The organism is Martinezella multihospitum, from assembly GCF_900094585.1.
Classification (GTDB): domain Bacteria; phylum Pseudomonadota; class Alphaproteobacteria; order Rhizobiales; family Rhizobiaceae; genus Rhizobium; species Rhizobium multihospitium.
Genome location: NZ_FMAG01000003.1, coordinates 838,884 through 864,047, shown reverse-complemented (window position 1 = coordinate 864,047; position 25,164 = coordinate 838,884). Strand labels below are relative to the sequence as shown.

26 protein-coding genes are annotated in these 25,164 nt (G+C 60.5%); 14 read left to right on the top strand and 12 right to left on the bottom strand.

All coding sequences use genetic code 11. From position 1 onward, the window contains the following. Nucleotides 1-129: 129 nt before the first annotated feature. From GA0061103_RS15770 to GA0061103_RS15715, 11 genes are all read left to right on the top strand, one after another. Nucleotides 130-1,413 (top strand): type 2 periplasmic-binding domain-containing protein, encoded by a 1,284-nt coding sequence (locus GA0061103_RS15770; RefSeq protein WP_425349508.1) that lies wholly within the window; start codon nt 130-132, stop codon nt 1,411-1,413. A gap of 188 nt (nt 1,414-1,601) precedes the next feature. Then, nucleotides 1,602-2,495 (top strand): carbohydrate ABC transporter permease, encoded by an 894-nt coding sequence (locus GA0061103_RS15765; protein ID WP_092712589.1) that lies wholly within the window; start codon nt 1,602-1,604, stop codon nt 2,493-2,495. Nucleotides 2,496-2,497: 2 nt separating this feature from the next. After that, entirely contained in the window at nt 2,498-3,364 is an 867-nt protein-coding gene (locus tag GA0061103_RS15760) for a carbohydrate ABC transporter permease (protein ID WP_092712588.1), read from the top strand. Between the two features lie 5 nt (nt 3,365-3,369). Next, nucleotides 3,370-4,467, top strand: a complete 1,098-nt coding sequence (locus GA0061103_RS15755) for an ABC transporter ATP-binding protein (RefSeq protein WP_092712587.1) — start codon at nt 3,370-3,372, stop codon at nt 4,465-4,467. A 12-nt stretch (nt 4,468-4,479) separates the two neighbouring features. Then, a complete protein-coding gene (locus GA0061103_RS15750) occupies nt 4,480-5,592 on the top strand; it encodes a mandelate racemase/muconate lactonizing enzyme family protein (protein WP_092712586.1) in 1,113 nt (370 codons plus the stop codon). A gap of 13 nt (nt 5,593-5,605) precedes the next feature. Then, complete coding sequence (locus tag GA0061103_RS15745) at nt 5,606-5,935, top strand: L-rhamnose mutarotase (RefSeq protein ID WP_092712585.1); 330 nt, start codon at nt 5,606-5,608, stop codon at nt 5,933-5,935. Between the two features lie 294 nt (nt 5,936-6,229). Continuing rightward, entirely contained in the window at nt 6,230-7,303 is a 1,074-nt protein-coding gene (locus tag GA0061103_RS15735) for a Gfo/Idh/MocA family protein (protein ID WP_092712583.1), read from the top strand. 3 nt (nt 7,304-7,306) lie between these two features. Beyond that, complete coding sequence (locus tag GA0061103_RS15730) at nt 7,307-7,768, top strand: MaoC/PaaZ C-terminal domain-containing protein (RefSeq protein WP_092712582.1); 462 nt, start codon at nt 7,307-7,309, stop codon at nt 7,766-7,768. Then, nucleotides 7,768-8,898 carry an extracellular solute-binding protein gene (locus GA0061103_RS15725; protein ID WP_167376583.1) on the top strand — a complete coding sequence of 377 codons (1,131 nt, stop codon included), beginning with the start codon at nt 7,768-7,770 and terminating at the stop codon, nt 8,896-8,898. Before GA0061103_RS15730 ends, GA0061103_RS15725 begins: the two co-directional genes overlap by 1 nt. 103 nt (nt 8,899-9,001) lie before the next feature. After that, nucleotides 9,002-9,733, top strand: coding sequence for an SDR family oxidoreductase (locus tag GA0061103_RS15720; RefSeq protein ID WP_092712580.1), 732 nt, complete (start codon nt 9,002-9,004; stop codon nt 9,731-9,733). 106 nt (nt 9,734-9,839) lie between these two features. After that, nucleotides 9,840-10,514: a DUF1345 domain-containing protein gene (locus GA0061103_RS15715; protein ID WP_092712579.1), complete on the top strand. Its 675-nt coding sequence runs from the start codon at nt 9,840-9,842 to the stop codon at nt 10,512-10,514. A 31-nt stretch (nt 10,515-10,545) separates the two neighbouring features. Here GA0061103_RS15715 and GA0061103_RS15710 read toward each other — a convergent pair whose 3' ends face one another. From GA0061103_RS15710 to GA0061103_RS15680, 7 genes are all read right to left on the bottom strand, one after another. Further along, nucleotides 10,546-10,719 carry a DUF1328 domain-containing protein gene (locus GA0061103_RS15710; RefSeq protein WP_015341190.1) on the bottom strand — a complete coding sequence of 58 codons (174 nt, stop codon included), beginning with the start codon at nt 10,717-10,719 and terminating at the stop codon, nt 10,546-10,548. A 369-nt stretch (nt 10,720-11,088) separates the two neighbouring features. Beyond that, nucleotides 11,089-12,516 carry a gamma-aminobutyraldehyde dehydrogenase gene (locus GA0061103_RS15705; RefSeq protein WP_092712578.1) on the bottom strand — a complete coding sequence of 476 codons (1,428 nt, stop codon included), beginning with the start codon at nt 12,514-12,516 and terminating at the stop codon, nt 11,089-11,091. 13 nt (nt 12,517-12,529) lie between these two features. Continuing rightward, nucleotides 12,530-13,345, bottom strand: a complete 816-nt coding sequence (locus tag GA0061103_RS15700; protein WP_092712577.1) for an ABC transporter permease — start codon at nt 13,343-13,345, stop codon at nt 12,530-12,532. Continuing rightward, entirely contained in the window at nt 13,335-14,309 is a 975-nt protein-coding gene (locus GA0061103_RS15695) for an ABC transporter permease (protein WP_092712576.1), read from the bottom strand. The genes GA0061103_RS15700 and GA0061103_RS15695 overlap by 11 nt, the downstream gene beginning before the upstream one ends. After that, nucleotides 14,306-15,292 (bottom strand): ABC transporter ATP-binding protein, encoded by a 987-nt coding sequence (locus tag GA0061103_RS15690; protein ID WP_092712575.1) that lies wholly within the window; start codon nt 15,290-15,292, stop codon nt 14,306-14,308. Before GA0061103_RS15690 ends, GA0061103_RS15695 begins: the two co-directional genes overlap by 4 nt. Nucleotides 15,293-15,435: 143 nt before the next feature. After that, entirely contained in the window at nt 15,436-16,596 is a 1,161-nt protein-coding gene (locus tag GA0061103_RS15685) for an ABC transporter substrate-binding protein (protein ID WP_092712574.1), read from the bottom strand. 134 nt (nt 16,597-16,730) lie between these two features. Continuing rightward, nucleotides 16,731-17,216, bottom strand: coding sequence for a TetR/AcrR family transcriptional regulator (locus GA0061103_RS15680; RefSeq protein WP_245304757.1), 486 nt, complete (start codon nt 17,214-17,216; stop codon nt 16,731-16,733). A gap of 181 nt (nt 17,217-17,397) precedes the next feature. Between GA0061103_RS15680 and GA0061103_RS15675 the strand changes: the two genes are divergently transcribed. Then, a complete protein-coding gene (locus GA0061103_RS15675; RefSeq protein WP_245304756.1) occupies nt 17,398-18,345 on the top strand; it encodes an SDR family NAD(P)-dependent oxidoreductase in 948 nt (315 codons plus the stop codon). A gap of 65 nt (nt 18,346-18,410) precedes the next feature. On the opposite strand, the gene GA0061103_RS15670 is transcribed toward GA0061103_RS15675, so the two are convergent. Beyond that, nucleotides 18,411-19,037: a 3'-5' exonuclease gene (locus GA0061103_RS15670; RefSeq protein ID WP_092712573.1), complete on the bottom strand. Its 627-nt coding sequence runs from the start codon at nt 19,035-19,037 to the stop codon at nt 18,411-18,413. Nucleotides 19,038-19,103: 66 nt separating this feature from the next. After that, the gene (locus GA0061103_RS15665; RefSeq protein ID WP_069615994.1) at nt 19,104-20,012 is read right to left on the bottom strand and encodes a LysR family transcriptional regulator; all 909 of its coding nucleotides are present in this window, start codon (nt 20,010-20,012) and stop codon (nt 19,104-19,106) included. A gap of 243 nt (nt 20,013-20,255) precedes the next feature. Between GA0061103_RS15665 and GA0061103_RS15660 the strand changes: the two genes are divergently transcribed. Beyond that, nucleotides 20,256-21,044 (top strand): hypothetical protein, encoded by a 789-nt coding sequence (locus tag GA0061103_RS15660; protein WP_425349501.1) that lies wholly within the window; start codon nt 20,256-20,258, stop codon nt 21,042-21,044. Nucleotides 21,045-21,085: 41 nt separating this feature from the next. Here GA0061103_RS15660 and GA0061103_RS15655 read toward each other — a convergent pair whose 3' ends face one another. The 3 genes from GA0061103_RS15655 to gltX are packed head-to-tail and all read right to left on the bottom strand — an operon-like array spanning nt 21,086 to nt 24,376. Beyond that, nucleotides 21,086-21,370 carry a hypothetical protein gene (locus tag GA0061103_RS15655; RefSeq protein WP_092712571.1) on the bottom strand — a complete coding sequence of 95 codons (285 nt, stop codon included), beginning with the start codon at nt 21,368-21,370 and terminating at the stop codon, nt 21,086-21,088. A gap of 36 nt (nt 21,371-21,406) precedes the next feature. Then, a complete protein-coding gene (lysS, locus tag GA0061103_RS15650; RefSeq protein ID WP_092712570.1) occupies nt 21,407-22,903 on the bottom strand; it encodes a lysine--tRNA ligase in 1,497 nt (498 codons plus the stop codon). Nucleotides 22,904-22,918: 15 nt separating this feature from the next. Beyond that, nucleotides 22,919-24,376, bottom strand: coding sequence for a glutamate--tRNA ligase (gene gltX / locus GA0061103_RS15645; protein ID WP_092712569.1), 1,458 nt, complete (start codon nt 24,374-24,376; stop codon nt 22,919-22,921). A gap of 360 nt (nt 24,377-24,736) precedes the next feature. Between gltX and GA0061103_RS15640 the strand changes: the two genes are divergently transcribed. After that, a complete protein-coding gene (locus GA0061103_RS15640; protein ID WP_092712568.1) occupies nt 24,737-25,147 on the top strand; it encodes a hypothetical protein in 411 nt (136 codons plus the stop codon). Nucleotides 25,148-25,164 lie beyond the last annotated feature (17 nt).

Sequence of the window (25,164 nt, the reverse complement as noted above, 5' to 3'; positions counted from 1 at the left end):
GGCCAATGAATAAGATGTTTACTTATAAATCATTGATCCATATTTGGGTCGAGAGGGCAATCGGACAAGGGGTCCGATTTAAAGGGAGGAATTTCGATGAGGAACTGGAAGGCCGGTCTTGCTGCCGGCATGATGGCATTGCTTGCGACCACTTCGGTCTTCGCCGCCGATCTGCCGGGCAAATTTCCGGGCGTGACGATCGATGCCAAGCTCATCGGCGGTCAGCAATACGAGCCGCTTTACGCGCGCATTGCCGAGTGGGAGAAGGAGACGGGCGCCAAGGTCAACATTCTGTCGAAGAAGAACCACTTCGAACTCGACAAGGAAATCAAGTCGGACATGGCATCGGGCAGCATTTCGTGGTGCGTCGGCTCGAACCACTCGTCCTTCGCGCCGCAGTACCCCGACCTCTACACCGATCTCGCCAAGCTTCTGCCCAAGGAAGAAATCGCGCAGTTCGTCGATTCGACCATCCAGGCTTCGACCATCGACGGCCGCCTGATCATGCTGCCACGCGCCCAGTTCGACGTTTCGGCGCTCTACTATCAGAAGAGCCTCTATAATGATGAGGCCAAGAAGACGGCCTTCAAGGCGAAGTACGGCTACGACCTCGCGCCGCCGAAGACCTGGAAGGAAGTTTCCGACCAGGCGATCTTCTTCTCCAACCCGCCGAATTTCTTCGGCACGCAGTTCCCCGGCAAGGAAGAGGCGATCAACGGCCGCTTCTATGAAATGCTGGTCGCAGAAGGCGGCGAATATCTCGACAAGGACGGCAAGCCTGCCTTCAACTCCGAAGCCGGCGTGCGCGCGCTCGACTGGTTCGTCAACATGTACAAGGCCAAGGCCGTTCCGGCCGGCACGACCAACTATCTGTGGGACGACCTCGGCGCCGGTTTCGCTTCCGGCTCCATTGCGCTCGATCTCGACTGGCCGGGCTGGGCGACTTATTTCAACGATCCGAAGTCCTCGAAGATTGCCGGCAATGTCGGCGTCGTCGTGCAGCCCGTCGGCTCCTCCGGCAAGCACACCGGCTGGTCCGGCCATCATGGCTTCTCGGTCACCGAATCCTGCGCCCACAAGGATGCAGCCGCTTCTCTCGTCTGGTTCCTGACCAACGACGATTCACAGAAGCTTGAAGCCGCCAACGGCACGCTGCCGACCCGCAAGGCCGTATGGGACTGGGATATCCAGCAGGCCGCTTCCGATCCTTACAAGAAGGAAGTGTTGAGCACCTTCCAGGAATCGATGAAGTATGCCTTCCCGGTTCCGCGCACGCCGCAATGGATCGAGATTTCCAACGTCGTCTATCCGGAGCTTCAGGCTGCCATCCTCGGCGACAAGACCTCAAAGCAGGCGCTTGATGCCGCTGCCCAGAAGGCCACCGATGTCCTGAAGGACGCCGGCGCGCTCTAAGCGATGCAATCGAAGTCCTGCGCTCGGGAGAGGGCGGGACTTCCGCAAACTGAGTTCGAGAATGGTTTTCGATCGGCGCCTTAGGGAACCGGTCCGCCCTGCCGGTTTGCTGCCGGCATCTCGGTCCCAAGCAATCCATTCCACGCAGTCCGGGCCACGCTGCCGAGGAATGCCGACAGGTGCAAACCATGCTCAAAAGAATATCTCCACCGGTCCTGCTTCTTCTGCCGGCGATCATCGTCCTTGTGGCCGTGGTTCTGTTTCCGCTGCTTCTGTCCTTCTATTCCAGCTTCACGCCGTTTCGCCTGACGCGGCCGGCGACGCTCTTCACTTTCATCGGCCTGCGCAACTACATCCGCATCCTGTCCGATCCGGTGTTTCTGGCCGCCTTCGTGCGAACCGTCGTGCTTTTGACGATCGCGCTCAATCTGGAAATGCTGCTTGGTCTCGGACTGGCTCTTCTGGTCAACAAGGCGACCCACGGCAAGCGCGTGCTGCGCACGCTGATGATGTTTCCGATGATGTTCTCGCCCGTTCTCGTCGGCTTCCAGTTCAAATTCATGTTCAACGACAATGTCGGCATCATCAACAATGCCCTGCAATCCCTGGGCATTACCGAGACGGCCATTCCCTGGCTGATCGACGGCAATCTGGCACTGTTTTCCATCGTCATTGCCGAAGTCTGGTCGTCGACCTCGGTCTTCGCGATCCTCATCCTTGCCGGCCTGCTCGCCATGCCGCAGGAGCCGGTCGAGGCCGCCAAGGTAGACGGCTGCACCAGCTGGCAGACCTTCCGTTACGTCACCTGGCCGTTCCTGATGCCGTTCGCCTTCATCGCCATGACGATCCGCTCGCTCGACGTCGCGCGTGCCTACGACATCGTCAAGATCATGACGGATGGTGGGCCGGCGCGGCGCACGGAGCTGATCTGGACGCTGGTCGGGCGCACCGCCTACGCCGACGCGCAGATGGGGCTCGCCAACGCCATGGCCTACGTCTCGATCTTCCTGTCCATCGCCTTCACAGTCTATTTCTTCCGTAAGCTGGCGCTTGCCCGCACCCAGATCGGAGCGGAGTGGTAATCATGGATCGCAACGCTCAACAACGCCTGCAGCGCCGCCTCTGGAAGGTCGCCTATCTCATCGGCCTTTTCCTCGCGATGCTCATCATCTGCCTGCCCGGCTTCTGGATCGTCATCAGCTCGCTCCGGCCGACCGTGGAAATCATGGCGAAGCCCGCGGTCTGGATACCGCAGGAGCTGTCGCTGGAAGCCTATCGCGCCATGTTCGGCGGTGTGGGGCAGGGCGGCATTCCCGTATGGGATTATTTCCGCAACTCGCTGATCATCTCCATCACCTCGACCGCCATTGCGCTCGTCATCGGCATGTCCGGCGGCTATGCCTTTGCCCGCTTCCGTTTCTCAGGCAAGTCGGCCGTGTTCCTGGGGCTGATGCTGACGCGCTCGGTGCCCGGCGTGGCGCTCTCGCTGCCGCTGTTCATGGTCTATGCGCGGCTCGGCATCATCGACACGCATTTCGGTCTCATCCTCACCTATGTCGCACTGAACGTGCCCTTCACAATCTGGCTGATCGACGGCTTCTTCCGGCAGGTGCCGAAGGACCTGGCGGAAGCAGCCCAGATCGATGGGTGCACCCGCTGGCAGGCTTTCTGGCAGGTGGAATTTCCGCTTGCAGGCCCCGGCATCGCATCGGCCGGCATCTTCGCCTTCCTCACCTGCTGGAATGAATATGCTCTCGCCTCGCAGCTGACACGCTCCGTTGATTCCAAGACGCTGCCCGTCGGTTTGCTCGACTATACGGCCGAGTTCACCATCGACTGGCGCGGCATGTGCGCGCTGGCGGTCGTGATGATCATTCCGGCGCTCGCTCTCACTTTCATCATTCAGAAGCATCTGGTGTCGGGTCTGACATTCGGTGCGGTCAAAGGTTGATCTCAATGGCTCAGGTTTCCCTCAAAAAACTCGTCAAGCGCTATGGTGCGCTGGAAATCGTCCACGGGATCGATCTCGATATTGCGGACAAGGAGTTCATCGCCCTAGTCGGCCCGTCCGGTTGCGGCAAGTCGACGACGCTGCGCATGATCGCCGGCCTGGAGGACGTCTCGGACGGCACGATCGAGATCGGCGACACCGTCGTCAATGATCTGCCGCCGCGCGATCGCAACATCTCCATGGTGTTCCAGTCCTACGCGCTCTATCCGCATATGACGGTGCGCGAGAACATGGGCTTCTCGCTGAAGATCGCCAAGCAGCCGCAGTCCGAGATTGACAGACGCGTCAATGAGGCAGCGACCATTCTGAGCCTCGACGCGCTCATGGATCGCCGTCCTGCACAGCTCTCCGGCGGCCAGCGCCAGCGCGTCGCCATGGGCCGCGCCATCGTGCGCCAGCCGGAGGTCTTCCTTTTCGACGAACCGCTGTCGAACCTCGATGCCAAGCTGCGCACGCAGATGCGCACCGAGATCAAGAAGCTGCATGCCAAGGTGCAGTCGACGGTGGTCTACGTGACACACGACCAGGTCGAGGCCATGACTCTGGCCGACCGCATCGTCATCATGCGCGACGGCCATATCGAGCAGGTCGGCACGCCGGACGAGGTGTTCAAGCGGCCAGCCACGCGCTTCGTCGCCGGCTTCATCGGCTCGCCGCCGATGAACATCGAAGAGGCGACGCTGAAGGGCGGTGAGCTGGTCTTCAAGAATGGCGATCGTCTGCCGCTGCCGGGCCAGTTTGCCGGCAGGGTCCGGGAAGGCGAAACGGTCGCCTTCGGTCTCAGGCCCGACGATATCTTCCCGACCGGCCACGGTCTGCATTCCGGCGCGGAATCGGCTGTCTACGAACTGACCTTGCCCGTTGCCATCACCGAACCTCTCGGCAACGAGACGCTCGTCTTCGTCGAATTTGCCGGGCGCGAATGGGTGACACGCATGCTCAATCCGCGCGCGCTGAAGAGCGGTGAACAGCTGAAGATGAGCTTCGATCTCAGCCAGGCGCATCTCTTCTCCACCGAAACTGGCAAGAGCCTGGCAATCTGAGGAATAGCCCCCATGGCACGTATTGAGAAAATTGAATTGCGCATGGTGGACCTGCCGCCGAAGGTGAAGCGGACGGATGCGATCCAGAGCTTCGTCAGCCAGGAGACGCCGATCGTCACCATCACCGACAGCGACGGGGCTGCCGGCACCGGCTACAGCTATACGATCGGCACCGGCGGCTCGTCCGTGATGCGGCTGCTGTCCGATCATCTCGTGCCGCTCCTGATCGGCGAGGACGCAGACTGCATCGAGGCGATCTGGCACAGACTAGAGTTCGCCACTCATGCGACGACCATCGGGCCTATCACCGCACTGGCGCTCGCCGCTGTCGATACCGCGCTGTGGGACCTGCGGGCCAAGAAGCAGAACCTGCCACTCTGGAAGCTTGCCGGTGGCGCCAAGGATCGCTGTCCGCTCTACACGACGGAAGGCGGCTGGCTGCATATCGAGAAGGAAGCGTTGGTCGAGGATGCGCTGCAGGCAAAGGCCAGGGGCTTTTCCGGCTCGAAGGTGAAGATCGGCAAGCCGCACGGCTCGGAGGATTACGACCGATTGGCCGCGATGCGTTTGGCGCTCGGCTCCGGTTTCGAGATCATGACCGACTGCAATCAGGGCTTTACCGTCGACGAGGCGATCCGCCGGGCAGCGCGTCTGAAGGAGCTTGATCTTGCCTGGATCGAGGAGCCGTTGCCGGCCGACGATCTCGATGGGCACATCCGGTTGACGCGATCGACGCCGACGCCGATAGCGGTCGGCGAATCCATGTATTCGATCCGGCATTTCCGCGAATATATGCAGAAGGGCGCCTGCTCGATCGTGCAGGTCGACGTTGCTCGCATCGGCGGCATCACGCCCTGGCTGAAAGTGGCGCATGCGGCGGAAGCCTTCGACATCCCGGTTTGCCCGCATTTCCTGATGGAGCTGCATGTCAGCCTCACCTGTGCCGTGCCGAACGGCAAATATGTCGAATACATCCCGCAGCTCGACGACCTCACCACCAAGGGCATGGAGATCGTCGACGGCAAGGCGCTGGCGCCCTCCGAGCCCGGCATCGGCATCGCCTGGGACTGGGAAGCGGTGAAGGCGCGCTCGATCGGCGAATTCACCCGGGAAATCCACGGCTGAGGAGGAACTGGCCATGCAGCGGATGGGTATGGTGATCGGCCTCGAGCCGGCCAAGGTCGCGGAATACAAGGCGCTGCATGCAGCCGTCTGGCCCGAGATCCTGGCGCTGATCTCAGACTGCAACATTACCAACTACTCGATCTTCCTGAAGGAGCCGGAAAACCTGCTCTTCGGCTATTGGGAATATGTCGGCAAGGATTTCGAGGCCGATATGCGCAAGATGGCAGCAAGCCCGAAGAACCAGGAATGGTGGTCCGTGTGTATTCCCTGTCAAAAGCCGTTCGAGACCCGCAAGGAAGGCGAGTGGTGGGCCATGATGGAGGAGGTGTTTCATTATGACTAATCTCCAAGAGCAGCCCCTCACCCTAGCCCTCTCCCCGCAGGCGGGGAGAGGGGACGATCTTTCTCGGAGCAGCCTTTCGGTGCTTGCAAGAGTGAGAAACGACAGAGGGTGCGCCCATCGCCTTCTCCCCGTCAAAACGGGGAGAAGGTGGCCGACAGGCCGGATGAGGGGCATGTCGCGGAACGTGCGGGTGAGAGTGACCACCTCGGCGCATAAGATTGTATTTCTCATCCGAGGAGGGATCACCCTGCCCCGGACCTTTGGTCCGACCCTCCCCCTCAAGGGGAGGGTGTCATGACCTTCGACCCCGCATCCCTCCGCCAATGGTGGCTTAAGCCATCGAAGCCGCGCCCGATCGTGATCTTCGGCGCCGGCAGCATCGTCGGTGACGCGCATCTTCCGGCTTACAAGCAAGGCGGCTTCCCGGTCGCTGGCCTTTACGATCCGAATGCTGATAAGGCAGCGGCGCTGGCCGCACAATGGGGCATCCGGGCTTTCGCCTCCGAGGCCGAAGCGCTTGCCGTCGAAGGCGCGATCTTCGATCTGGCGACGCCGCCGGCCGCACATGCGGCGATCCTTTCGAAATTGCCGCGCGGCTCCTTCGCGCTGATCCAGAAGCCGATGGGCAGCGATCTTGCGGGCGCCACAGACATCCTGCGGGTCTGCCGCGAGCGTGACATCAAGGCGGCGGTCAATTTCCAGCTTCGTTTCGCGCCGATGATGCTGGCACTCTATGATGCGGTGAACAAGGGCTATCTCGGCGAGGTCGTCGATTTCGACGCGTGGCTGGCGCTGGCCACACCGTGGGGCCTGTGGCCTTTCCTGAAAGGCCTGCCGCGGATCGAGATCGCCATGCACTCGATCCACTATCTCGATTTCATTCGCGGGCTGCTCGGCAATCCACAGGGCGTCCACGCCAAGACCATCGGCCATCCCAACCATGATGTCGCGCAGACGCGGACGGCGGCGATCCTCGATTATGGTGACAAGGTGCGCTGCGTGCTCTCTGTCAATCACGACCATGATTTCGGCCGCAAATTCCAGGCCTGCGAGTTTCGCATCGCCGGCACCAAGGGCGCAGCCTATGTGAAGCTTGGCGTCAATCTCGACTATCCCCGTGGCGAGCCGGACGAGCTCTGGATCCGCCCCGAGGGCGGCGGTGATTGGGTCGAGGTCAAGCTGGAGGGTGCCTGGTTCCCGGATGCGTTCGTCAATCGCATGGCCAACCTGCAGCGCTTCGCATCCGGCGAGGATCAGGAACTGGTCGGCTCCGTCGAGGATGCCTGGCAGACCATGGCGCTTGTCGAGGCCGCTTATCAATCGAGCGCCGCACCTGCGACGCCGATTGCAGAACTTCCGAAGGCTTGAGGAATGGCAGAGCAAACCATCTATTTCGAAGACTATGAACTCGGCCATTTCAGGGTGACCACGGGACGGACGATCACCGAGACCGATTTCGTCGTTCATGCCGGCCACACCGGCGATTTCTTCCCGCATCACATGGATGCCGAGTTCGCCAAGACCTTGCCTGGCGGCCAGCGCATTGCGCATGGCACGATGATCTTTGCGATCGGCGTCGGGCTGACGGCCTCGCTCATCAATCCTGTCGCCTTTTCCTATGGCTATGACCGGCTGCGTTTCGTCCGGCCGGTGCATATCGGCGATACGATCCGCACGCGCGTCACCATTTCGGCGAAGGAAGATGATCCGAAGCGCCCGGCATCCGGCCGTGTGGTCGAGCGCTGCGAGGTGCTGAATCAGCGCGATGAAGTCGTGCTCGCCGCCGATCACATTCTGATCGTCGAGCGCAAGACCGGTGCGGAGAAAGCCTGATGGTGACGTTGAAGGGAATGACCTGGTCGCATCCGCGTGGCTACGATCCGATGATCGCCTGCTCGAAGGCGTGGCAGGAGAAGACGGGCGTCGAGATCAGCTGGGAAAAGCGGTCTCTGCAGGATTTTGAGACCTTTCCGGTGGACGAGCTTGCCGCCCAATATGATCTGATTGTCATCGATCACCCGCATGTCGGCCAGATCACGCGCGAGAATTGCCTGCTGCCGCTCGATGATGCTGAACATACGGATGAAATCGCGGCGATCGCGGCCGGCACCGTCGGGCGCTCCTATCCGAGCTATAACTGGCAGGGCCGGCAATGGGCGTTTCCGCTCGATGCGGCGACACAGGTGCAAGCCTATCGGCCGGATCGGCTGAGCGCGCCGGTCAAGGATCTCACCGAATTCGTGACGCTGGCCAAGGAGGGCAAGGCGATCCTGCCGATGCGGCCGCCGCATTCGTTGATGACCTTCATCTCGCTGGCGGCGCATTACGGCACCCCCTGCGTCGTCGAAGGCCCGGATTTCATCGCCAAGGCCGATGGCGAAGAGGTGCTCGACTGGATGACGCGGCTCGTCTCGGGAATGGATATCAGCTGCTACGAGATGGACCCGATCGCCGTGTTCGACCTGATGGGCCAGCCCGACAGCCTCTATGTGGCGTCGCCCTTCATCTACGGCTATGTGAACTATTCCTTTGCCGGATTCAGGCCGGCACGGATCGCCTTTGCCGACATGCCGGTCATCGCCGGTCGCCAGCTGAACGGCTCTGCGCTGGGGGGCACCGGCATTGCCGTCTCGGCGCGCACAAAGGCTCCGGAAGAGGCGAAGGCTTTTGCTCGCTGGATTGCTGGCGGGCCGGTGCAGGCGAGCATTTATGCGATTGGAAACGGTCAACCCGGCCACGCCGACGCCTGGGTCAGCGACGCCGTCAATGCGCCGGCGCTCGACTTCTACCGCAACACGCGCGCGACGCTCGAGGGTGCCTATGTCCGGCCGCGGCATGATGGCTACATGGCATTCCAAAGCGATGCATCCGAGATGATTAGCGATGGACTGCGAAGCGGCGAGCGGCATACAGTCCTCATCGACAAGCTCAACCGGCGCTTCGCGCAATCGTTCGAACGGTAAGGCAAAGGCTGCGCCATCTATTTGTTATTGCATGATCTTATCCTCTGTCGGCTATACGGCCGGAATGGATGGGATCATAGTCCCCGAGGAAAGGATCAGGATTATGGGTCACGGGTTGGAAGGCAAGAAGGTCGTCATTACGGCGGCGGGGCAGGGCATCGGCCGGGCATCGGCGGAGCGCTTCATCTCGCTTGGCGCGCATGTCTACGCCACCGACATCAACGAGCAGACGCTCTCGACGCTGGATGGCGCCACGAAGCATGTATTGAACGTGCTCGATGGCGCGGCGGTCAAGGTTTACGCCGAGGAACTCGGCCCGATCGATGTGCTCTTCAATTGCGCCGGCTTCGTGCATTCCGGCACGATCCTCGACTGCGAGGAAAAGGACTGGGATTTCTCCTTCAATCTGAACGCAAAAGCGATGTACACGACCTGCCGGGCCTTCCTGCCGGGCATGCTGGAAAAGGGCAAGGGCTCGATCGTCAACATGTCCTCGGTTGCTTCCAGCGTGAAGGGCGTGCCGAACCGTTTCGCCTATTGCGCCTCGAAGGCTGCCGTCATCGGGCTCACCAAGTCGATCGCCGCCGATTTCGTTGCCAAGGGCATCCGCGCCAATGCCATTTGCCCCGGCACCGTCGACAGCCCCTCGCTGCACGAGCGGCTGAAGGCAACCGGCGACTATGAGAAGGCGATGAAGGATTTCATCGCCCGCCAGCCGATGGGCCGTATTGCGACTGCCGAGGAGATCGCCGCGCTGGTGACCTATCTTGCCGGCGACGAAGCGGGCTTCACGACTGGCCAGATCCACGTCATCGACGGCGGCTGGACGGGCTGAGGCTTCTTTTCTGATCGGAGCCCCGTATTGCGGGGTCTCCTTTTATTTGCCACTCTCGTCGGCGAATCGTTGTTTTGAAAGACGATTTGCGATCGGGAGAGCCGCCATGGATGCGCAGGGACATTTGCATCATTCCAGATGGCTCGTTCTGTGGCGCAAGCACCATGTCATCGTGATTTCGGTGCTGGCCGGCATCGCCGTCTTCCTGCTTCTGACGTCGCGCGATTTCAATGCCGGCAACCTGTTGGTCGCCTGGGATACGACTGCGGTCGTCTATATCGTCTACAGCCTCTACCGGATGCTGACGGCCGACCCGCAGCGCATTCGCAAGCGCTCGGCCGATCTCGATTTCTCGGATGGATTCCTGCTGTTTCTGTCGATTGCGGCGGCGCTCGCGAGTATCGGCGGCATTGCGCTGGACCTGCTTGGCGTCAAGGACGCCTCACCCGAAGTCGCGTTCTACCGCGTGATGATGGCGATCGTGACGATCCTGATATCCTGGACCTTCCTGCACACGCTATTCACCATCCACTATGCACACCGGTTCTATAGCATTCCGGGCAAGGGGCAGGGGCTGAAATTCGCCGAGCCTTTGGAGGAGCCGATCTATTGGGACTTCCTCTACTTCTCCTTCACCATCGGTGTTGCCGCGCAGACCGCCGATATCGGCATTTCCACGGTATCGATGCGTAAGCTGGCGCTTCTGCACGCGATCCTATCGTTCCTGTTCAATACGACGATCCTGGCGCTTGCCATAAACGTCGGGGCGAGCCTGATCTAGGCCCGCCCCGATGCGCCGATGATCCCTGCCGTTAGACGACGGCATTACCGGCCATGACGGCCAGGATCAGGAACACCAGGAAGATGATCAGGAAGATGGCGAACAGAACGCGCGCGATGGTTGCCGTTGCCGCGGACACGCCCGAAAAGCCGAAAAAGCCGCTGATCAAAGAAATTACAAAGAAAATGAGAGCCCATTTCAGCATTTAGCAATCTCCTCTGCGTTGTACTTCTTAAAGACGCGGGAGAGGGGTGAATTGTTCCGAAGGCGTTTTGGCACGAAGATGTATTGTCGTCGTTGACTGACACTATGGGATGTGTGGAGGGTGCTTCACCCCCCTCTGTCGTTGTCGCGACATCTCCCCCACAAGGGGGGGAGATTGGTAACTCGCGGTAGCCTTTTGCATTCAAATCAGCATCGTATCTGCTGAAGTTAAGACCTATGGACTTCGCAGAGTGTGCGGCAAACTCCCAGCGATCTCCCCCCTTGTGGGGGAGATGTCCCGAAAGGGACAGAGGGGGGTACAGCGCTACCCCAAAACTCGAGAAAGCCGACTGTCATCGACAGTCGCATCTCACCCATGATTGATCATCACATGCCGCACCGCCGTATAGTCTTCGATAGCGTAGACTGACATATCCTTGCCGTAGCCGGATTGCTTGAGCCCGCCATGCGGCATTTCGTTGACCAGCATGAAGTGGGTGTTGATCCAGGTACAGCCATATTGCAGGCGGGCTGCCGTCTGCATGCCGCGGCTGATGTCCTTGGTCCACACCGAGGAGGCGAGGCCGTAGTCGCTGTCATTGGCCCAGGCAACGGCATCGTCGGGGTTGGTAAAGCGCGTCACCGAGACGACCGGGCCGAAGACCTCGCGGCGGACGATCTCATCGTCCTGCGTCGAGCCGGCAACGACGGTCGGCGCATAGAAGAAGCCGCGTTCGCCGGAGATTTTGCCGCCGGTGGTGATTTCCATGTGCTTGTGTTCGGCGGCGCGGGTCACGAAGCTTTCGACGCGGTCGCGCTGGCGCTTGGAGATCAGCGGGCCGATCTCGTTTTCGGTGTCGTCGGCAAGGTTGAACTTGATGCTCGACACGGCCGAGGTGAGGTCGGCGACGAAATTGTCATAGACCTTGGCATCGGCATAGATGCGGCAGGCGGCGGTGCAGTCCTGGCCGGCATTGTAATAGCCGAATGTGCGGATGCCCGACACGACGGCGTCGATGTCGGCGTCGTCGAAGACGATGACCGGGGCCTTGCCACCGAGCTCGAGATGCGTGCGCTTCACGGTCTTGGCCGCGGCCTGCAAGACCTTCTTGCCGGTGGCGACATCGCCTGTAATGGAGACCATGCCGATCTTCGGGTGGTTGATCAGCGCGTTGCCGACGCTCTCGCCACGGCCGAGGATGACGTTGACGACGCCTTCCGGCAGCACATCCGCGAGCAGCTTTGCCATCTTGAGCGCCGTCAGCGGCGTCTGCTCGGAGGGCTTGAAGACGACGGTGTTGCCGCCTGATATCGCCGGCGCCAGCTTCCAGGCCATCATCATCATCGGATAGTTCCAGGGCGCGATGGAGCCGACGATGCCGATCGGATCGCGGCGGATCATCGAGGTGTGGCCGGGCAGATATTCACCGGCGACCGGGCCGTGCAGGTTGCGCACCGCGCCGGCAAAGAAGCGGTAGCAATCGACGATTGCCGGGATTTCATCGTTGAGCACGGCGTTGATCGGCTTGCCGCAGTTCAGCGCCTCAAGTGCTGCGAAACCTTCGGCATCGCGCTCGATCGCGTCGGCGATCTTGAGGAGATAGGCCGAGCGCTGGCTTGGCGTCGTCTGCGACCAGCTGGTGAAGGCCTTTTCGGCGGCATCGACGGCGGCATCGATCTGGCCGAGCGAGGCCTCAGGCAGGTCGAGCACCTTCTCGCCGGTCTTCGGGTTGAGCACATGCTCTTCCGTTTCCGTGCCGGCTTCGAAGCGGGAGCCGATCAGCATTTGGGTATCCATTATTCTCTCCCTTTCATTTGCCGCCGCCGGCGATCTGGTCGCCGTCGCGGGTAAGATAGTAGGCTGCCAGGATCGGCAGGAAGGTGACAAGCACGACGACCATGGCGACGACGTTGGTGACGGGTCGCTGGCGCGGGCGGATGAGTTCCTCCAGCATCCAGATCGGCAGGGTCATCTGCTGGCCGCCGGTGAATGTGGTGACGATGACTTCATCGAAGGACAGCGCGAAGGCAAGCATGCCGCCGGCAAGTAGCGCCGTGCCGATGTTCGGCAAGACGACATGGCGGAAGGTCTGGAAGCCATCGGCGCCGAGATCCATCGATGCCTCGATCAGCGAACCGGAAGTGCGACGGAAACGGGCGACGGCATTATTATAGACAACGACGACGCAGAAGGTGGCATGGCCGAGAACGATCGTCCAGACCGAGAAAGGGATATCGAACAGGCTGAAGGCCGAGCGCAGCGCGATGCCGGTGATGATGCCGGGCAGCGCGATCGGCAGGATGACCAGCAGCGAGATCGCCTCGCGGCCGAAGAATTTCGTCTGGCTGACGGCGGCAGCGCAAAGCGTGCCGAGGATCAATGCGATCGCGGTTGCGACGGTTGCCACCTGGACGGAGAGCGCCAGCGCCGACCAGACATCCGGCCTGTTCCAGGCGATGCCGAACCATTGCAGGGTGAGTCCCGGCGGCGGCCATTGATAGCTCTTCTCCTCCGTGGTGAAGGCATAGACGAAGATCAACAGGATCGGCAGGTGCAGGAAGAGCAGGCCGCCGGCTGCTGCGATCTTCAAGGGGAAGGAGGCGCGTTGGCCACGATCAGAGCGCATCGAAGGCTCCCTGCTTTTTGGCGATCCAGAGATAGATGGCCATGATGACAATCGGCACGACGGAGAAGGCGGCGGCCAGTGGTACATTGCCGGCGGTTCCCTGCTGCGTATAGACGGCCTGGCCGATGAAGAGGCGCGAGGACCCGATGATCTGCGGGATGATGTAATCGCCTAAGGTCAGCGAGAAGGTAAAGATGGAGCCGGCGACAACACCCGGCAAAGCGAGCGGCAATAGCACCGTGCGGAAGGTCTGATTCGGCGTTGCGCCGAGATCGGAGGAGGCTTCCAGCAGGTTTGCCGGCACACGCTCGAGAGCGGCCTGCGTCGGCAGGATCATGTAGGGCAGCCAGATATAGACGAAGACGAGGAAGGTGCCGATATAGCTCACCGAGAGCGAGTTGCCGCCAATAATGGGGAGGGCAAGCACGCCGTCGAGCAGCCAGCCGAGATGCAGTCTGTCGAAGATCCAGGTGAGGATGCCTTCCTTGGCAAGGATCAGCTTCCAGGCATAGACCTTGACGAGATAGCTCGACCAAAGCGGCAGCATGACGCCGAGATAGAATAGCGCCTTCCATTTGCCCTGCGCATAGCGCGCTGCGTAATAGGCGATGGGGAAGGCGACGAAGGCAGAGGCGAGCGTGACGAGTGCGGCCATGACGACCGTGCGGACGATGATGTCGAAATTCGCTGTATTCAGCAGCTGCGCATAGGTCGAGAGCGTGAACTCGTAGTTCACCATCCCCGAGAAGTCGTCGATCGAGAAGAAGCTTTGCAGCAAGAGCGCAATCAGCGAGCCGATATAGATGATGCCGAGCCAGAGCAGCGGCGGCGTCAGCATCAGAAACAGCAGCAGCTTCGGGCGGCGCCAGAACAGATCCGAGAGGCGGCCGAAGACGCCGCCGCGGCTCGGCAGGATCGAGGCCGGCGCCTGTTGCGACGAAGCGGGGAAGGCTGCGGCGTTCATGCGGCGTCATCCATATAGTGGACATCCGCCGACAGCCAGGCGAGGCGGACGGAGGCGCCGGTATCCGGAGCCGATTGGCCGGCGGGTACGGTCACATGCAGGCGGGCGCCATTTGCCTCCACCGAGAGGCGGGTAGCAGCACCGAGAAAGCTTGTGGCCTTCACGGTCGCTGCCACGCCGCTCTCCTCAGTCAACCGGATGGCCTCGGGGCGCAGGCTTGCCCAGCGCCGCTCGCCGCCGAGCGACGACATGGTTTCAGGCGCAATGACATTGGAGGAGCCGACGAAATCGGCGACGAAGCGGGTCTTCGGCCGCTGATAGATGTCGTGCGGCGTGCCCTGCTGCACGATGCGGCCGTCGTTGAAGACGGCGACGCGATCGGCCATGGACAGGGCTTCGCCCTGATCATGGGTGACGAAAACGAAGGTGATGCCGAGCGCCCGCTGCAGGCTCTTCAGCTCCTCCTGCATCTGCTCGCGCAGCTTCAGGTCCAGCGCGCCGAGCGGTTCGTCGAGCAGCAGCACCTTCGGCTTGTTGACGAGGGCGCGGGCGAGCGCCACGCGCTGGCGCTGGCCGCCTGAGAGCTGGCCGGGGCGGCGGGCGCCATAGCCCGGCAGCTTCACCAGCTCCAGCGCCTGCTCGGCAGCGCGCTGCCGCTCGACTTTGCCGATACCCTTGACCATCAGCCCGTAGGCGACGTTGTCGAGGATGTTGAGATGCGGAAACAGGGCGTAATCCTGGAAGACCGTGTTGACGTTGCGCCTATAGGGCGGCACACCTTCGGCCGTCTCGCCGAAGATTTCGATATGGCCGCCCGTGGGCTGCTCGAAGCCGGCAATCAGCCTGAGGCAGGTGGTCTTGCCGGAACCGGAAGGGCCGAGCATGGCGAAGAATTCGCCGGGCGCGATCTCCAGATCGACGCGGTCCACAGCGCGGACCTGGCCGAAATGGCGCGACACCTGCTGGAAACGAACGGCGTTCATTGGTTTCTCCAGGGATATGCAGAATGTTTGATGTTGGTCAGCAGGACCGGCTTCGAGATCTGGTCTGCTGCTGATGCTGGCGCCTCAAGGTGCCAACGGGATCGCCGCTCCGCATTCGGAGCGGCGAGGGCCGATGCGGTTCGCTATCTGCCGCCGATCACGCCGATATAGTCGGAAACCCAGCGATGGTACGGCACGCACTCGCTCTGGCTCGTGCATTTTGCGACAGGCGTCTTCCAGAAGCGGATCTTGTCGAAGTGGTCATAGCCATTGGTGGCGCAACCGCTGTCGGTCAAAAGTTCGTTGCCTTTGCACGCTGCCGGAACCGAAGGCACGGCGCCGAACCAGGCGGCGGCATCGCCCTGGACCTTGGCCTGGAGGGAATGTTCCATCCACATATAGGCGCAGTTCGGATGCTCGCTGTCGGCATGCAGCATGGTGGTGTCGGCCCAGCCCGTCGTTCCCTCATCTGGGAAGGTGGAGGCGATCTTCTGCTTATCGGCCTGCAGCAGGTTCACCTGGAACGGCCACGAGCCGGAGGCGACGACGCCTTCATTCTTGAAGTCGTCGGTCTGGATCATCGCGTCGTGCCAGTAGCGGCTGACGAGCTTGCGCTGGCCGCGCAGCAGCTCCAGAGCAGCCTTGTACTGGTCTTCGTTGAGTTCGTAGGGGTCCTTGATGCCGAGCTCAGGCTTGTGTGCCATGAGGTAAAGAGCGGCGTCAGCGATATATATCGGGCCGTCATAGGCCTGGACGCGGCCCTTGTTGGACTTGCCGTCAGGCAGGTTCATTTCTTCGAAGACGACGTTCCAGCTCTTTGGCGCCTGATCCTTGAAGGCGGCAGTGTTGTACATCAGCACATTCGGCCCCCAGAGATAGGGCACGCCGTAGTGGACGCCGTTGACGGTATGCCAGGGGGCATTCTTCAGGCGTTCGTCGAGGTTCTTCCAGCTCGGGATCAGGTCGGTATTGATCGGCTGGACGCGCTTGCCGGCAACGAGACGCAGCGATGCGTCACCGGATGCGGTCACGAGGTCGAAACCGCCTTCGTTCATCAGCGCGACCATTTCGTCCGAGGTCGCCGCAGTCTTGACGCTGACCTTGCAGCCGGTCTCCTTTTCGAAGCCGGTGACCCAATCGTAATTCTTGTCGCTTTCGCCACGCTCGATATAGCCGGCCCATGCGACGATGCTGACGGCGCCTTCGCCCTTGCCGAGCGTCTTCAATGGCTCGGCGGCAATGACCTGCGTGGCGAAACTTAGGCATGCGAGTGCGGCCGTGCATGATTTCAGCAGATGCTTCATCGGACTCTCCCGGTTTTTGAGCCTTGATTGTGCGGAGCCAGTGGCTGGCTTCCTGTTCCCGGAAGAAAAGGTGACGCGATTTCGCCGCATTCGCAAATTCATTTATCAGAAAGTCGATATCGGAAATTCCGATTTCAAGTGAAGCGATCGATTAGCAATCGGACTCGCTTCTCAAGAACGGGAACAGAAGGATCGTCCCCAATCTGACCGTCTAACGACTTCATAAATACATCAGCCGCGAGTTCATCCCCTAAAATTGCCGATATGCACTCGAATGCTATTTTGTGATGGAGCGCATCGATTTCTGGGTCTAGCCGTTCACAAACTTCATAGAACTCGCCGGCCATAGGCGCTCCAACCATGTCCGCCCAAGGCTCGATTAGCATTATCCGGCAAACCTCGAAGAGGCGTTCCCGCTGCGTGCCATCACCCGCAACGGCCGCCTTCGCAAGCGGGTGCCGTGATATGAGCCAATGCCGAAACACGGCGGTATAGATGTCCTCTTTGTTGCTGAACGTTTTGTAGAGCAGCGTGCGCGAAATGCAGGCGCGTTTGGCGATATCGTCCAGCGACGTTTTGGCAAAGCCAAAATTGAGGAAGCACCATTTTGCGGCGTTCAAAATGGTGTCACGGCGTGAAGCAACTTCTTCTGGGGTTATCCTAGGTGCCATAGCGATTTGTGACAAATTGAATGTTTTTTGTCAAGTTGTTGCGTTCTTCCACTTGACCTTCGGCTCTTACTGAATCATTTTGACATAAAGAGTTAATTTTGTCACGATGCATCGCTTTACGGAAGCAAGGTTGCAGCGCGCCAATTTCCAAGGACAGAAGGCAACGAAAATGAGCAATGCTTGGACCCCGGCAGAAATCCCCCCGCAAACGGATAGACGAATAATCGTTACAGGCGGGAACAGCGGAATAGGGTGGCATACCGCGCTCGAATTGGCTCGCGCCGGCGCACAGGTTACGATCGGTGCGCGTAGCAAGTCCAAAGGCGAGGACGCGGTAAAGCGCATTCGCGACATTATTCCGCGCGCCAATGTGCGCTGGGGTGTCCTGGACCTTTCCAATCCTGTGTCCCTTCAAGCATTCGCCGACAGCCAGCTCGAAGATGGCCGCCCGATTGATATGCTGATCAATAATGCTGGCATAATGGGCCTTCCGCGGCGTGAAGTTAGCGTCGACGGCCACGAACTGCAGTTCGCGACCAATGTCTTCGGGCCTTATCGGTTGACTGGTTTGCTTTTGCCGGCGTTGCTGCGCACAAACCGCCCACGTGTCGTAACAGTCGCGTCTGGCACACATAAGATGTTCGAGCCCGGGCCGATTACTGATTTTGAGGCCAAGGACAGCTACGTGCCGATGCGGGTTTATGCCAAGACGAAGCTTGCCAACGTCCTCTTCGCTCGTGAGTTACAGCGCCGCGCGGGCGACCGGCTGCTATCTACCATTAGCCATCCTGGCGGCGCGCGAACCAATCTCTTTGCCGCAACAACCTTGAGCACCAAGATTGCCGGCATCTTGACGTATCCTCTACTGCAAAGTTCGGAGAAGGGCGCGTGGCCGACGCTTATGGCTGCAACTTTGGAGAATGCCCGACCTGGCGGTTATTACGGACCTGGCGGCTTCATGGAGTTGCGCGGCAATCCTGTCGAGGTGAAAACGGCTTCCTATGCAGATGATCCTTCCGCTTGGCGCGCTCTGTTCAATGACCTGGAACGGATTACCGGCATCACTTACGCTATTTAAAACTGGAAGACCCAGAGAAGCTTTTTGGCTCTCTGCCATTGCTACCACATGGGAAATTCCGATTCTTATCTCTGTATGCGGGCCAGATCGAAAGCCTCTGGCCGCAGCTTTCCAGCCTTCAGGAGGTGTTGCAGCGCGTAGGAGAGGGAAAGGGCATCATCAAGCGCATCGTGTCCCCGGAGTGGTGGATGCTGCACGCCATAGTAGTGAGAAAGCTCGTTGCTTGGCGTCTTCGCCAGATCCTCGACAGGCATTCCCGCTGCCAGCAGAAGCTTGACGGCATTGTCGAAGCGATGCGCGGGAATGGAGGGCTGAATTCCAGCGACATAGCAGCTGATCGCCATCATATTCAGTTCGTCCTTGCCCCAGGACCAAAAGCGGGCGCCACTCGAGAAGAGATCCAGGCCGGCAAGGGCATCCTGCAGCGATATGCCTTCTGTGTTGAGGCTCTCCTCGGTGATGCCGGTGAGTGTGGTGAAAAACGGATCGAGCGCATATTGATCGCCAAACCTGTCGATCGGGCGCACATAGGCCTTGTAGCTGTCCAAGATCGGGAAGCCCTCTTCGAGGCTAAGCTTGACGGCCCCGAGCTGCGCGATGACCGGATCGGGATCGTGGGCGGCGCACCAGAACCGGCGTTGCGACCCTTCGAGACAGAGGAATTCACAGTCGAATATGATTGTGGTCTTCATACCTGGCCTCACCGGATGAACAATCTTCGATTGCATTCTCCACGTAGCGATGGAGGGCCGCGCTTGCTAGCGCTGGCGGCCCGAGCGCATGCTTTCGGCGACGCCGACGAAATCGCGGGCAGCCTGCGGAAGGCTCGATCCCTTGCGCCAGACCATGCCGACCTGCACCACCGGCAGCGAACCGGAGACGTCGCGGCTTTCGATGCGGTCGCCTTCCAGCGACCAGGGACGATAGACGAGATCCGGCAGCAGCGCGACGCCGGCGCCTGTCGCAACCAGGCTGCGCACCGCCTCGACGGAGCGTGTGCGGAAGGCGACATGCGGGCGGGCGCCGAGCGCCGTCAGCAGCTTGCCGGTATTTTCCTCAATTTCATCGATGGTCAGCATGATCAGCGGCTCGCGGCTGATATCGGCGACGCTGATGATATCGGCCGAGACGAGGGGATGGCCCATGGGCAGCCAGAGGCGATAGGGCGAGGTCTCCAGGATCTCGGCCTGCAGGGCCATGCGGTCGCGCAGATTGGAAATGACCATGACCGCGACGTCGAGTTCGCCACCAACCAGAAGATGTTCCAGATAGCCGCCATTGTCCTCGATGGCGCTGACCTCAACCCCGGGGCAGGCGCGGCGATAGCGCGCCAGAAGATCAGACAGCACATAACCGGCGACAAGCGATGTCACGCCGATATTCAGCGTGCCGCCGGCCTCGTTCTGCTTGCCGGAAAAGCTGGTGCGTGCGTCGGAGACTGTCGCCAGGATCTTCGTTGCGTGGCGCAGGAATTGGTGGCCGTTATGGGTGATGGACAATCCGCGCGGATGGCGCTCGAACAGTTCGACGCCGAGATCGCTTTCCAGTTCCTTGAGGGCCTCGGTGACTGAGGATTGCGAGATGGACAGGTTCTGCGCGGCGCGCGTCACGGAGCCTTGTTCCGCCACGGCGACGAAGTATTGCAGCTGTCTCAAGGTGAAGGCCATGCCAAGGTTAGAGCATGTTCGCGGCACGGAAGGCAAGCGCCCGTCATAGGTGTGAAAGTTTGGACCTTTTTTGGTAACGATGTTGAGGACAGCACAAGTTTCACCTCAGTTTTAAGTATTCCGAAACGCCAATTCCCTAACGTGAGGGTTGATCATTTTTGTCGGCTTGGAGTGGTCTATGCTGGAGCAGTTGGCGTGAGCGCCTTACTGCACATTTTCCGGACACCCCGGAAATTTGTCGTCATGATCGGCGGAGTGGCCTTTCTCATAGGCTGCTCCGGCGTATTGGCGCTTTATGTCGGCAAGGACAGGCTGCTCGGTCTCGCCTCCGCATCTCCCAACGGGCTTCAGTGCACCGATGTCAATCTTGTTACGATCCGCAAGGATAACCGTTTCTGGGTTCGCAAATATATCCGCACCGAGCCGACGGATGGGCTGACGCGCGTCAAGACTGCGCTCCGGGTTGCCAAGGCTGTCTATCAGGAACAGAAACCGGATCTCGTCCAGGTTGTGGTTCTCGACAAGAACGGGCCGACGCTGCGTTCCGATCTGCGTGGCCGGGCGCTTGGCGCCGATGTTGTCTATGTGGCTCATCCCGACCGGCTTGTCGACGGCAGCTCCGAGGCACCGCTGACGGCACGCTACTATGATGGCGGTGCGAGCAATGCCGGCCTGTTTTATGGCGAGCAGATTACCATGCTGCCGCAGGATATCGATGCGGCGATCGCCGGATTGAAGAATCTGGCCGACTGCGACAACGCGCTGGCGGCAGACAATGGCGGCGACGCCAAGAAGGACAAGATGAAGGCGGCGATCGCCGCGGAAGAGAAAGCGGCCGCAAATCAAGCGGAGGGCCACGATGCCAAGCCGCAGCTGCCTGAACCGAAATCGACCGGCAATGTGCAGCCGGGCTATGATGCAAACGGTGATTTCATCGGTGCCGATGCCGGGACCAAGGGAAAAAACCCGTCACCGGGATTGGATCCGACCATGACGGGTGCCGCCGACCGCCGCTCGCCCGTCACCAACTGATCAAAACCGGCTTTGCGCTATCGGGCGGAAAGGCAATAGCCTCATTCCGCCAGATGTTTCTCGCCGATTGCCTGGTAGAGCGCGAAGAGGGCTTCGTGAATTTCGCCCGCAAGTCGGTAAAAGTCGGGATTCGCCAGGATGGCCGGGTGCTGCAGCAGCTGGTCGTCGGTCATGTCGAGCATGATCGATGCCGTGTGCATCGCTTCGTGGCAGCCGAAAGTTCCCGGTGCGTATTGCGAGAGATCGATATCGCCGATCTCTGCAAGATCGGCCAACCGCTGCTGCTCGCTGTCGGCATCCGCGGCTGATGTCTCTTTATCCGTCATGGTACGCACCTTTTCTTTTCGGGCGACGAGGCCGTCTCAATCCGCCTTGTTGCGGCGAGCCGGGAAGAGGATGATGTCGCGGATCGACGGCGAGTTGGTCAAAAGCATGATGAGACGGTCCACACCGATGCCGAGACCGCCCGCCGGCGGCATGCCCTGATCGATCGCGTCGAGGAATTCCTCGTCGAGTTCCTTCTGCTTTTCGCCGCGGGCATGCGCCTGCTCGAGCTGCTCGACCATGCGGGCGCGCTGCTCTTCCGGATCGTTGAGTTCCGAGAAGGCGTTGCCGAGTTCCCAGGCGTTGCAATAGGTTTCGAAGCGCTCGACGAGGCGCGGCTCGCCCGGCACTTCCTTGGCGAATGGCGAGATGTCCTTCGGGAAATGCGTCACGTGAGCCGGCTGGATCAGCGTGCCCTCGACCTTCTCTTCGAAGATGAAGGCAAGGCATTCGCCCCAAGTCGCGTCTTTCTCGACGGCAAAGCCGGCGGCCTTGGAGGCGGCGCGGGCTTCTTCATCGGTTTTGATCGCCAGGAAGTCGATGCCGGTCGCCTCCTTGACGGCGTCGGGCATCGGTACGCGGCGGAACGGACCCTTGAAGGAAATCTGCTTGTCGCCGAAGGCGAATTCCGTGCTGCCGTGGATCGAGATCGCGAGCGTCGAGAACATGCGCTCGACGAGGTCCATGATGTCCTCGTAGTCGGCATAGGCCCAGTAACATTCCATCATGGTGAATTCAGGATTGTGCCGGGTGGAGACGCCTTCGTTGCGGAAGTTGCGGTTGATCTCGAACACCTTGTCGGTGAGGCCGGATACCAGCGTGCGCTTCAGGAACAGTTCCGGCGCGATGCGCAGGTACATGTCGAGCTTCAGCGTGTTGTGATGCGTCTTGAACGGCTCGGCGGTGGCGCCGCCGTAAACCGAATGCAGCATCGGCGTCTCGACTTCCATGAAGCCGTCATTTTCCATGAAGCGGCGGATGCCCGAAACGATGCGGCTGCGCTGCTGGAAGCGGAGCTTCGATTCCTCGTTGGTCATGATGTCGAGATGGCGCTTGCGGTAGCGCAGCTCGATATCGGAGAGGCCATGCCACTTTTCGGGCATCGGTAGCAGGGACTTGGTCAGCATGGTGATCTGCTGGGCGTTGATCGTCAGCTCGCCGCGCTTGGTGCGGCGCACGACGCCGGTCACGCCGATGATGTCGCCGATATCGATCATCGGCAGCAGGGAGCGGGCCTCTTCCGAGGTCACGTCCTTGTGGCTGAAGATCTGGATCTTGGCCGAGGCGTCATGGATATCCATGAACATGCCGGAGTTGCGCGAGGAGTAGACGCGGCCGGCGACGGTGACGACGTCGGCAGTTTCGGTATCCGGCTCCAGGCCCTCGTATTTCGCAGCCAGCTCGGCATTGGTCATCGTGCGGTGGAAATGCGCCGGATAGACGTCGCCGATCTGCTCGCGCAGCAGCTTCAGCTTCTGCGCGCGAACTTCCGTTGCGTCGGAGGAGAGGGTGGCGTTTTCGGTCTTGTCGTTCATGGTTCTAAGTCCGGTTCAGTTCTTCGGGCCGACGAGGGTCGCAACGGTCTGCGCGGCCAGTTTCAGCCGCTGGCGGACGACGGAGCGGCCGAGGATCGCCATGCTATCGAAAAGCGGCAGGGAGCGCGAGGAGCCCGATACCGCGACGAAGAGCGGGGCAACGATGACCTTCAGCTTCTTGCCCATGCGGTCAGCGATGGCGCGCAGCTCGGCTTCGATTGTCTCGACATTCCATTCGAGGATCTTTTCGAGGTCCGGCTGGACGGTGTTCAGGATTTCCAACAGCTCTTCAGGTGTCGACTTGATCTTGGCGAAAGCGGAGGGATCAAGGTTGAGATCGGACTTGAACAGGAAGCCGGCGAGATCGGGCAGTTCACCGAGCTTGGTGATACGCGACTGCGACAGCTTCAGGCCTTCCTGCAGGCGGCTGTTTTCCATTGCCCAGGTCAGAACGCGGTGCTGGAACTCTTCTTCCGAGAGCTTTTCGCGGATCCAGCGGCCGTTCAGCCAGTCGAGCTTCTGAATGTCGAAGATCGCGCCGGCCTTGGAGAGGTTTTCCGGATCGAACTTTGCGGCAAGCTCGTCCATGCTCAAAAGCTCTTCGCCTTCGGCGATCTGGATGAAGAACAGGCCGAGGAAGTTCATCAACGCTTCGGGGATATAGCCGAGAGCCGTGTAATAGGAGATCGAGGTCGGGTTCTTGCGCTTCGACAGCTTCGACTTGTCGGCATTGCGCATCAGCGACAGGTGCATGAACACCGGCGGCTCCCAGCCGAGATACTGATAGATCAGGATGTGCTTCGGCACCGATGCGAGCCATTCCTCGCCGCGCGCGACATGGGTGATCTTCATCAGGTGGTCGTCGACGACGTTGGCCATGTGATAGGTCGGCATGCCGTCGGCCTTCAAGAGGACCTGCATGTCGACGGCGTCCCACGGGATTTCCACGTCGCCGTAGACGCCGTCATGGAACTTGCAAGAGCCTTCGGTCGGGATCTTCATGCGCACGACATGCGGCTCGCCGGCGGCGACGCGCGTCGAGACTTCCTCGGCCGAAAGGTTCAGACAGTGGCCGTCATACTTCGGCGGCAGGCCGGCGGCGCGCTGCGCCTCGCGCATCTTCTCCAGGCGCTCGGGCGTGCAGAAGCAGCGGAAGCCGTGACCGGCCGAAACGATCTGCTCGACGTAAGGCTTGTAGAGGTCCTTGCGGTCGCTCTGGCGATAGGGGCCGTAGGGGCCGCCGATATCGGGACCTTCGGCCCATTTCAGGCCACACCATTTCAGCGCATCGAGAACCTTGGTCTCGAATTCCGGGGTGGAGCGGGTCGCGTCGGTATCCTCGATGCGCAGGATGAACTCGCCGCCGTGTTTCTTGGCGAAGAGATAGTTGAACAGCGCGATGTAAGCGGTGCCGACATGCGGCTCGCCGGTGGGGGAGGGTGCGATGCGGACGCGAACGCCTGAAGTGGTCATCTTGTTTGCCCGTCATAAAAGGCCGGGCCGCGCTTGGGACAAGCGCCGTCCAGCCGAAAATGTCTATCTGGATCAGGAAACCGGCCGGAAAAGGGCGTCTTGCCGCTTCTATCAGCGTTTTCCGTATGGCTGGCCTTAGGCCATATTCAGGGGGTGGCGTCAAGGGAAACTGCGCCGCAAGAGCGGGCGACGACGCCAAGAACGCTGTGCTGCATCGAAAAGAGCCGGCCTTTCAAATTCACGAAGCGTCTTTACCCTTCATAAGGGTTTCGGCAGAAAAGCCTTATGCTTGCCGAATTTGATTTGCAATTTTCACGGCAGTGGCGAAATAGGTCTTCAATCGTTCACCGCGAGGATACTATGAAGAAATTGCTTTTGAGCTTGTTATTGACGGTCTCGATAGTCGACGCCGCCGCGGCCCAGTCGACCATCACGCGGGACGGTTCCGCCCGACTGATCGAGTCCTACCGCGCCTATATCGGCAATGACGACCTTTACAATTCCAAGGGCGAGCGCCTGACGCTACCCTGGCAGATCATCCGCCAGGACCGCGCCAACTATCACGCCTATCGCCGCCGTGACCGTGGCGACCAGGGCGACAGTTTCTTCTCGCTGCCCTCCAATCGCCAGAAGCTGGAAGCCATGCTGGCAAACGGCAATATTGCCGACGATGCCGGGAACTACATCGTTCGCGGCAACGTCTGGATCAAGGTCGACATTTACGGCCGCGGCGACATCGGCGAATGGGTCGACGTGCACGTCCAGGATTGATCCAGGCGATGAAGGCC